The sequence below is a fragment of the Armatimonas sp. genome, assembly GCF_031410135.1.
GTDB lineage: Bacteria > Armatimonadota > Armatimonadia > Armatimonadales > Armatimonadaceae > Armatimonas.
Window position 1 is genome coordinate 1 of record NZ_JANNYP010000257.1, and the last position, 9,139, is coordinate 9,139.

Genomic DNA, 9,139 nt, shown 5'->3' on the forward strand with positions numbered 1-9,139 from the left:
TTGTTGTACAATTTCTTGGGAGTTGGGGGTCATGACAGTCTCCTGGCGTTATTTTTGTGGTACAGACATTATGCCTGAAACTGCCCCCCCAACTCCTTCAACCAAAATGAGTCACACCCAAAAGAATCAGACACTCGCTTCGGAGCAGAGTGGAAGGTTTTCGAACACGATTGTAGCTGCACAGTCGCCTCCAAAATAGCTCCAGTTCATCGTTAGACATCGCTCCGTGCAAGCGAAGCCAAACGTAGGTTTTCAGTTCAACAACGACGGAAAACGTAACCTCAGGCGACGGCAAAGATGCCTCCGGCTCGCTCGCTAGGGCTTCGGAAAGCGAGGACAATTTGTTTTGGCGAGATTCCTGCCTCCATCAGTTCCACTGCAATTCCTTCACTTGTTCCGTCGTGCTGAATCCAGATCTTCTCGCCCTTCACGTCGAGATGCAAAAAAACGCCATGTACCCGCCGATTCCCGATCCAGCCATGTTGAAGAAGCTCATAGTGTCCTTTTTCATCGTCGAAAATGGCCTCAATCTCCATATTGGGCTGCACTCCGAAAAACTCTACATACTCCGTGAGAATTCTCTTTATCGTTGCCTTTAGTGAATCCATTCCTTTACCTCCTCGTCCGCTTCAAGATACGTCAGCACCCGAATTCCACGACTCCGAATAAACGCCAGACCACGTGCATCTTGAAAAACGCGCTGATACGCCTCGTCTGGCATTGCCAAAAACAAAACGCGACCTGGGTACTGCTCCTCCAAAAGAAACTCATAGAACAGATACTGTCCCAGTGCTTTCTCCCACTCGTTCATATCGGACGGAGATTGAAAGCCCTTGATCTCAACCGCGATTTGTCGCCCCTCTTTTTCCGCGCCTAGAGGCCGCTCTGCCCCTAAATCAACGAAGAGGTTCGTACCACCATACTCCAGTAAAAGTGGGTCATGCGTAATTACCCAACCTTCTTTTTGGAGGGCATGACGTACGGCAAGGTGTGCTCTATCACGACGGGGCATAATGCTCTATTTTATCACTGGCACAAGTCGCCAGAGGGTGAGGGGGGTATCGGTGCCTTTGAGCTGGGCGGTGAAGCTCTGTCGGGGGATGGCGTCGGGGACGTAGGCGAGGAGATCGTTGGAGAGGACGATGTCGCCTCCGTGGCTCTGGCCTTGGATGCGGCTGGCGAGGTTGACGGTCTGGCCGAAGTAGTCGAGCTGGCCATTGGCGGTGACGGCAAGCGCGGGGCCGGTGTGGAGCCCCAGCTTGACGATCAGCGGGTCGCAGGCATTTTGAATAGCCAGAGCAGCGTGCACGGCTTTTTGCGGATCGTGGAACGCCGCCATCACCGAGTCGCCGATGGTTTTGACAATAGCACCGTCGTGTTTTTCTAAGATCTGAGTGAGCTGCTCGAAGTGTGCCCGCACAGTGGCATAGGACGGTGCATCGCCGTGGGTGGCGTACATCTGCGTGGAGCCTTTGAGATCGGTGAAGAGAATGGTCACCTGGCGCACCACCAGCTCCTGGCCAGGTGCAAGAACCTCGGAGCCAAAGTGCTTGCGAAACTCCGAAAGTGCCGTCACCTGCGCCGCCGTCGCCGCATCTTCCCGCCAGGCGAGGGTTTCCAAGCGGAAGAGAACTGGGTAGGGCTTTGGATTTTCCAGCACGAGCGGCACACTATCTGTCAGCACCAGCTCCCGTACTTCTGATAGCTGGGGCGAGCGCAGGCGATACGTGCCTAGCGGCAAATCCATAGGAATCGTCTCTTTTGTCTCGGGCGGGACTTGCCACTGCATCACGACGTGGCGCATGCGGTGCGGGCCGCCGATGCAGAACGTGGCGACGCCATCTTCGGCTTTGCGGAGGCTTGGCGCGACGGCGAAGCAGACCTCGACATCTTGATCAAACGTCGGGCCGAACGCGATATTGCACGAGGCGCAGTGGGCCTTGTCGGGTGTGAGGGCATCGAGCGTTTCGACAGATGGCCCGGTTCCTCGACAGGCCGGGCAGAGCAAGCGCCAGTGGAGCTCTAAGTCGCCGCCACGCACGGCGCGCAGGCAGGCTTTCAGAACCTCGATCCGGTCTGTCTGCCAGCGGTCTGCCAGGCCAAACGGGCGAAAGTCCACCACGTCCTCGGGCGGGGCGGTGAGCAAGAACGCACGCAGACGCGCCGCGAGATCGTCGTTGGGAGGAGTCTGGTAGGTGGAGCTATGGTGCGGGTAGGGTGTCGGGGCCTTGCCTGCCAGATACCCGACAAAGCCCTCGCAGGCGCGAAGCAGGCCGCCCACGCTGCTCTCGGTGATGCGCTTAGCCAGGAGTTTCTCGGCAACCCCACGCGGCTCGGCCTCCGACCAGGCGGTGAGATTCGTTCCGTCACCATCCGTTTCTAAGTTCACACCCACGCGGTAGACCGAGACGGGTCCGTTGTCGGGGAAGCGCTGCACCCACCAGCGGCTGGGCCTTACCCAATGATAGGGCTCCTCGGCGTAGCGAATCGTCAGTGGGCCAAATCGGGCCTTTCCTCGTAGCGCGGAGCCGCCTTCGGGGCGGGGCGTGAAGGAAAACGCCACTGGGGGTAGCTTGAGCTCTCGGTTCAGGCGCTCCGTGTCCGAGAGAAGCTCCCAGAGCGCGTCGCGGGTCACGGGAAACCGCACTGTCTTCTCCGTTCGAATCACAGGAGCATTATACGATAGACTGAGCATCGTGACGGAGAGAGACGACTGGCGTTTGCGACTACGCTCTTGGGCGCGCTGGAAGCTAGGCGTCCCCCGAGAGGCGCTGGGCTCGCTGGGCTGGGACGTGCTGGCGGGAATGTGCGCAGGGGTCTTTCTGGGCATGACCATGCCCTTTCTCACCCGCATCGCCCGCGCCGAGCTACACGCCACGGACTTTGCCCTCGGGGTGATGAACGCCGCGCCGTTTGTGGGAAACCTTCTCGCACCGGTCTGGGCACGCCAGATGGAGGGCAAGGCGAAGATGCCGTTCTGCCAGGTGAGCTGGATCACGGGCCGCTCGCTACTCTTGCTCATGCCCCTAGTCGCCACGGCCTGGGGCTTTGTCGGGGTGATCTCGCTGCTGCTCTTTATCGGGACGATCAGCTCGCCTGCCTACACGTCGCTGATGAAGGACATCTACCCGGACAGAGCCCGCGGCAAGCTGATGAGCTACGTGCGTATCACGGTGCAGGCCACGACGTTTCTCTCGACGCTGATCACGGGCCGCCTGATGGACCGGGGCATGGGCTTTGGGCCACTCTTTGCCGTCGCAGGCGTTGCGGGGATTCTCGCGGCGCTCTTTTTTGCCCAAGTCCGTCCTCTCGCCAGCAACGCGCCCACCACGCCCGAGCCGCCGCAGTCTCTGCTGCACTTCTTACGAGACACGCTCAGTATATTAAAAGACAATGAGAGCTATAGATGGTTCGCGCTCTCCGTGATGCTCTACGGCTTTGGCAATCTCATGGCCTGGCCCCTCTACCAGCTCTACCAGGTCGAGCAGCTCCATATCCGCCCGACACAGATCGCCAACCTCACCAATGTCACGTCGCTGTGTGCGATGCTCGGCTCGCTCTACTGGGGGCGCTTTCTCGACCGGCACGGCGCGGCCCAGACGGTCTTTCGGGCGATCTTGCTGATTAGCTCGATCTCGGTGGTGTACTTCTTCGCCCACTCGGTCAGCCTGCTCTACATCGCCTCGTTTCTGGCGGGCTTTGGGATGGCGGGCATCGAGCTGAGCTACATGGCGAGCATTCTGTCCTACGCCGAGCACGGGAAAGCCGCACGTTATCAAGCGCTCCACTCGCTGCTTCTTGGCATTCGCGGCGTCTGCGCCCCTCTCGTCGCCTTGCCGCTGCTGCGCCAAGTTGGCTACCAGGGCCTCTTTGCCGTCACGTTTTTGTTGATGCTCATCGGTGCATGGTTGCAGTGGCGCGCAGCAAGATCCCAGGAATCACAGCCCCCTGTATTGAAGCAGCGGTAAAATACCGTATGATCCCGACATTGATTGACATTCCCCGTTACCATGCGGGAACCATTATCCTGAGTCTCCTTCCTACCTCAGGAGATTGGTGTCCCCCAGAAAATTTCAATCCTTTGCCCGTTCTTTTCTGGACGGAGGCGGGATTGAATATTCAGTTAACCGTAAGCGATGATGTCGCGAGCGAACAACCAGGCACGGAGAATCTCTGGCAGGGTGACTCTGTGGAAGTGTTTCTGGGGACAAAAGTGGGTGCGGCACAGTATGTTCAGTTCCTTATAGCGCCAGGTGCCGACCCCAAAACACCAGGGGTGCGCATCGTTCATGCCGATCACCGCACCCAAAAATACGGTCCAACACAGTGTCTAGCAACTAGCGAGAAACGAGCAAAAGGTTACTATCTCCAGATCGAGATTCCCTGGAAACAGCTCGGAATTGTTCCAATCGACGGCCGGGAAGTCGCGTTTCAGATAGTCGTGAATGATCGGGACAAGGCAGGAACACTCCGACAGTTCGGCTGGCATCCCGGTGGGAGTGCCTACAACGATCCCAAGAAGATGGTGCGCCTTCGTCTGCGTCAAAATAGCAAATCGTCGAGCATCTTGTTAGCAGCCGAGGCCGACTACAGCCGCTTCCCCCGGACACGCGTCACACTCACCGGAATGCTGGGCGTTGCTGGCTCTCCCTTTGTTGTCCACGACAAGGCGGGCACTCTGGCAACGGGTCGCATGGCCAAGAAAAACGGTCGAGTGGTGGCTGATGTAACGCTCTCCCGCGCCTGGGACAGCTCTATTTCCTGCAAGATAGGCTCCCAGGACTCTCCCCTCTTGCTAGAGAACCCCGCTGATCTCCGTGCGAAAGCCCTCGCCGAGGCCAAGCTAGCGTTCTCGCGCTTTGTGTTCACTGAGGAAAGCTTCCCGACACCGGAACTCTCGCCGCGTGTCGAAGCCGCCCTCGGGCCGTTTTCTCTCACCACGGTCTTCTACGACGCGGCGCAGAAGATCACCACGCAACCCAAAGCCAGCGGGCGCTACGGAGCCGTGACGACGCTCAAGACAAAAAGCGGCCTGACGCGGCAGTTCTTCACGACGCTCTACAAGTCTCCCGGTAGCCACGATGCCTGGGAGAAACCCAACTTCTTCTCGGGGCGCATCCCGGAGGAGCTAGGCGTCGCACCCGAGGTCAGTAAGCTACGACAAGCCGAGATCGCGGAGTTTCTGCGCGAGCGTTTTCTGGCGCATCTCAGCGACGATCCCAAGAGCGCGGTCTTGCTCGCAGGGCTCGCCGAGTGTAAGCCGGGCGAGCCCGCCGTCACCCGGCTCAGCGCGGATGCTCGGGAGGGCCGCTGGTGGTGGGCGCTCCAGCAGAAGCTTGGCGTCGCGCCCCGCTTTCGGTATGCCACCCAGCTCCCCACCGGCTATGAGAGTGACAAAACCAAGCGCTGGCCGCTCCTGCTCTTTCTCCACGGCTCCGGCGAGGCAGGCGATAACTTGGACTCGGTCAAAGTCCACGGCCCCTGGAAGCTTGCCCAAGAGTTGCTGATTGTTGCGCCCCAGAATCCCGTGGACGACTGGTGGCGCCCTGAGCAAGTGCTGGCCCTCGTCGACGAGCTGGAGAAAAAATACCATCTGGACACCGCGCGGCTCTACCTCACCGGGCTTTCGCTGGGCGGCTACGGCACCTGGGCCACCGCGCTACTGGCCCCAAAGCGTTTCGCCGCGATTGCCCCGATCTGCGGCGCAGGCGATCCGGCGGATGCGGCGCGGCTTGCAGGCACTCCCACCTGGGCATTTCACGGCATCAAAGACGGCTCCGTGCCGGTGCGCCACTCTCAGGAAATGATCTCAGCCATGCAAAAAGCCAGCGCCAAAGAGGCAAGGCTAACGCTCTACCCCGACGCAGGCCACGACTGCTGGAGCGCTACCTATTCGAATCCCGCACTCTACGCCTGGCTACTTTCGCACAGACAGGGCATTCTTTAGTGTGGCAGAACTGTCGTAGCTCCTGGTGCAGCCGCTCACGGGCGCGGTGAATCCGAGAACGTACCGTGCCAATGGGCACCTGAAGGCGGGTGGCGATAGAGGCATAGTCCAGCCCCTCAAGCTCACAGAGTAGCAAAGGCACACGGAAATTCTCGGGGAGCTTCTGTAGTGCCTGCTGGAGCTCTTCGGACAGAAGTGGGCTCAGCAGCTGGTCTTGCGGGTTCAAGCCTCCCGCAATCGGCTCCGTGTACTCTGAAAGCGGGACGGCAGGACGGCGCTTAGCATGCCGAGTCTGATCAATACGATTCGTGGTGAGAATGCGATACATCCAGCGGTCAAAGCCGTGACCCTGGTAGGCACCAAAGGACTGAAACGCTTCCAGCAGAGACTCCGAGAGTAAGTCCTCTGCATCGGCAGTATTGCCACAGTGGCGGTAGGCAAAAGCGAAGAAACGATCCCAGTGCTGAACGGCAAGTGCATCGAACTGCGCTCTCGAATCGCCCTCTTCCAAGAGCAAGGGGGTTGCCAGGAATCCCATGCACTCATTCTAAAAGTGCGCTATGAATATAGTATTAAATTCCTGGTTTAAACCATTGCCGGGGGCAGAAGCCCCCGGCAGGATGTACTACAGAACCTCTGAAGGCAGGGGTTTGCCACGGTGGCACTGCTTGTACTTCTTTCCGCTACCACAGGGGCACGGATCGTTGGGGTCAATCTTCCGAGGAGCCGTAGACTGGGCCGCCTCCGCCGCTGCGGCCAAAAGTGCGTTGACCTCAGGGGCGATCTGGTCCACAGGACTCTCCTCATCGTCGCCGAGCTGCATAGGAGTCACCTCACCACCAAACTGCTGGAGAAGGTTGAAGATGTCTTGTTCCTGGTCGAACTCCGGCATCTCCTGCTGGAGCTGAGCCACAAAGACATTGCGCACGGTGTCGCCCACCAGGCCCGCCTGCATCTGCGAGAAGACCTCCATCGCCTCTTTTTTGTAGGCAACCAGCGGGTCAACTTGCGCATAGCCCCGTAGCCCGATTCCCTCACGGAGGTAGTCCATGTTCTGGAGGTGTTGAATCCAGGTCTGATCAATGGTCTGGCGCAGGAGATGGCGCTCGATCTCGCGCATCAGCTCACCGCCGACTTCTTCTTCTTTGGCATCGTACGACTCATCCGCAAGCGTATGGAGCTTCTCCGCGAGCTCGGTCTTGGAGAGATCCTTGAGCTCGTCGTAGCTAGCGAAGTTGGCCAGCGGGAACTGCTCATTGAGCTCGTGGTAGAGCTTCTCTGTATCCCACTCTTCTTGGGAAACTCCCTCGGGACAGTGTAGCTCAACCACTGTATCCACGGTCTCATGAAGATAGCTGACCAACGTGTCGCGTAGCTCGGCCCCCTGTAGGAGCTTGCGGCGCTCGCCGTAGATCACCTCGCGCTGGACATTCATCACATCGTCGTACTCCAAAACATGCTTTCGAGAGTCGAAGTTGTGCTGCTCGACCTTCTTCTGGGCACGCTCGATCATCTTGGAGAGGATCGGCATGTCCACCGCCTGGTCTTCTTCCCATGCCTTGAGGGCGGCAAGCTGGAGGCTGTTGCGCTCTCCAAAGGCGCGCCAGAGGTAGTCTTCAAGAGACACATGGAACTTGCTGGTTCCTGGATCGCCTTGGCGGCCCGAGCGGCCTCGGAGCTGGTTGTCAATGCGACGCGACTCATGACGCTCGGTTCCGAGGATAAAGAGTCCGCCACGTGCCCGAACTTCCTCACGCTCTTTGACCAGATCCAGGTTTTGCTCCTCAGTGAGCGACTGCGTCCCCTCAACTCCAAGTGCCGCCTGGTCCTTACCCGTGACCACGTGTGCGATTCCGGCACGTCGCCCGCCCCGTCGGTAGGAGTAGTCGCGCTCGGTCTCAGACTTGTTCTCTAGCTCTTTGTAGTGCGAGCCGCCCAGCAGGATATCAACCCCACGCCCCGCCATGTTAGTGGCGATTGTCACGGCACCGCGCCGTCCGGCCTCGGCAATAATCAGTGCCTCTTGCTCGTGATACTTAGCATTGAGAACATTGTGGGGAATACCGTACTCCAGCGCCTCACGAAGAGCCTTTAGCTCGTCCTCGCTCTTGAGGGAGAGAATGCTGGCGAATGCCGTCATTTGGGCTTCATCGGTCATCTTGATCCCCATCCCCAGCTCTTTGGCCAGAGGCGCAAGTAGCGGCAGGTTGAGATCGTCAATGCGGCGGTTGAGAACGGCGGTAAACTGGGCGTACTTTTCCTCGCCGAGCTCCTTGCGCTTCTCAAGAACCCGGGCCCGTAGGATCGTGATGGCCGAGAGCAGCTCCAGTGCCTGAAACGTCAGACGAGAGGAGACACGCTCACTCATCTCAATCGAGCGGGTTCCCACCAGAAGCGGCTGCTGGCGACAGTGGATTTGAAGAATCTCGCTCGCAATTCCGCGCAGCTTTGCCTCTAAGCTCTTGTAGATCATGTCCGGAAGATCCTTGCGGAGCATGGGCTTGTTGGTAGGCACCTGAACCACATCCAGGGCATAGATCTTACGGAACTCGTCCTCTTCGGTCTTGGCCGTTCCGGTCATTCCAGCGAGCTTGGCATAGAGGCGGAAGTAGTTCTGGATCGTGATTGTGGCAAGGGTCTGCTGCTCGTTCTCAATCTTGATCCCCTCTTTGGCCTCGACGGCTTGGTGCAGGCCATCCGACCAGCGGCGACCAAACATCAAGCGCCCCGTGCTCTCGTCCACGATCACGATCTCGGGCTTACCCTCTTGGTTGGGTTTCACCACGTAGTCAATGTCTAGCTCAAAAACACCATGCGCTTTGAGAGCTGCCACTGCGTGTTGCATGTACTCTAGATTTTCCATGGAGGAGATATCCTGAATGTCATGGCCCATCTTACGAAGAATCTCTTCGACTTTCTCCATGCCCCGCTCCGAGAAAGTGGCGTTCTTCGCTTTTTCATCCACGGTGTAGTCTTTTTCGTCCGTGGTCGTGTCGTACTTGTCTTTCTTGGCCTCGCCTTTTTCGAGCTGGGGCATGATACTGGCAAAGACATAGTAGAGGTCGCTGGAGCGCTGGGCGGTACCGGAGATAATCAGCGGTGTGCGGGCTTCATCAATTAAGTTGGAGTCACACTCGTCGATGATGGCAAACCAGTGCCCACGGTGCTGGACGACATGCTCCAGGGTCGGGG

General features: G+C 58.6%; 7 protein-coding genes. 2 read left to right on the forward strand and 5 right to left on the reverse strand.

Going from position 1 to position 9,139, the window contains the following annotated elements; translation table 11 throughout:
* Positions 1 to 281 precede the first annotated feature (281 nt).
* The 3 genes from RMO15_RS09665 to RMO15_RS09675 are packed head-to-tail and all read right to left on the reverse strand — an operon-like array spanning position 282 to position 2,668.
* Positions 282 to 608 (reverse strand): XisI protein, encoded by a 327-nt coding sequence (locus RMO15_RS09665; protein ID WP_309711233.1) that lies wholly within the window; start codon positions 606 to 608, stop codon positions 282 to 284.
* Positions 596 to 1,012: an element excision factor XisH family protein gene (locus RMO15_RS09670; RefSeq protein ID WP_309711237.1), complete on the reverse strand. Its 417-nt coding sequence runs from the start codon at positions 1,010 to 1,012 to the stop codon at positions 596 to 598. Before RMO15_RS09670 ends, RMO15_RS09665 begins: the two co-directional genes overlap by 13 nt.
* Positions 1,013 to 1,018: 6 nt before the next feature.
* Positions 1,019 to 2,668, reverse strand: coding sequence for an adenylate/guanylate cyclase domain-containing protein (locus RMO15_RS09675; protein WP_309711244.1), 1,650 nt, complete (start codon positions 2,666 to 2,668; stop codon positions 1,019 to 1,021).
* A 28-nt stretch (positions 2,669 to 2,696) separates the two neighbouring features.
* Between RMO15_RS09675 and RMO15_RS09680 the strand changes: the two genes are divergently transcribed.
* Together RMO15_RS09680 and RMO15_RS09685 are read left to right on the forward strand one after the other, a co-directional pair.
* Positions 2,697 to 3,968, forward strand: coding sequence for an MFS transporter (locus RMO15_RS09680; protein WP_309711248.1), 1,272 nt, complete (start codon positions 2,697 to 2,699; stop codon positions 3,966 to 3,968).
* 8 nt (positions 3,969 to 3,976) lie between these two features.
* Complete coding sequence (locus tag RMO15_RS09685; RefSeq protein ID WP_309711250.1) at positions 3,977 to 5,947, forward strand: prolyl oligopeptidase family serine peptidase; 1,971 nt, start codon at positions 3,977 to 3,979, stop codon at positions 5,945 to 5,947.
* Here the strand turns inward: RMO15_RS09685 and RMO15_RS09690 are convergent.
* Positions 5,886 to 6,485, reverse strand: a complete 600-nt coding sequence (locus tag RMO15_RS09690) for a sigma-70 family RNA polymerase sigma factor (protein ID WP_309711252.1) — start codon at positions 6,483 to 6,485, stop codon at positions 5,886 to 5,888. The genes RMO15_RS09685 and RMO15_RS09690 overlap by 62 nt on opposite strands.
* An 87-nt stretch (positions 6,486 to 6,572) precedes the next feature.
* A partial coding sequence (locus tag RMO15_RS09695) for an SEC-C metal-binding domain-containing protein (RefSeq protein WP_309711254.1) occupies positions 6,573 to 9,139 on the reverse strand: 2,567 nt, incomplete at its 5' end.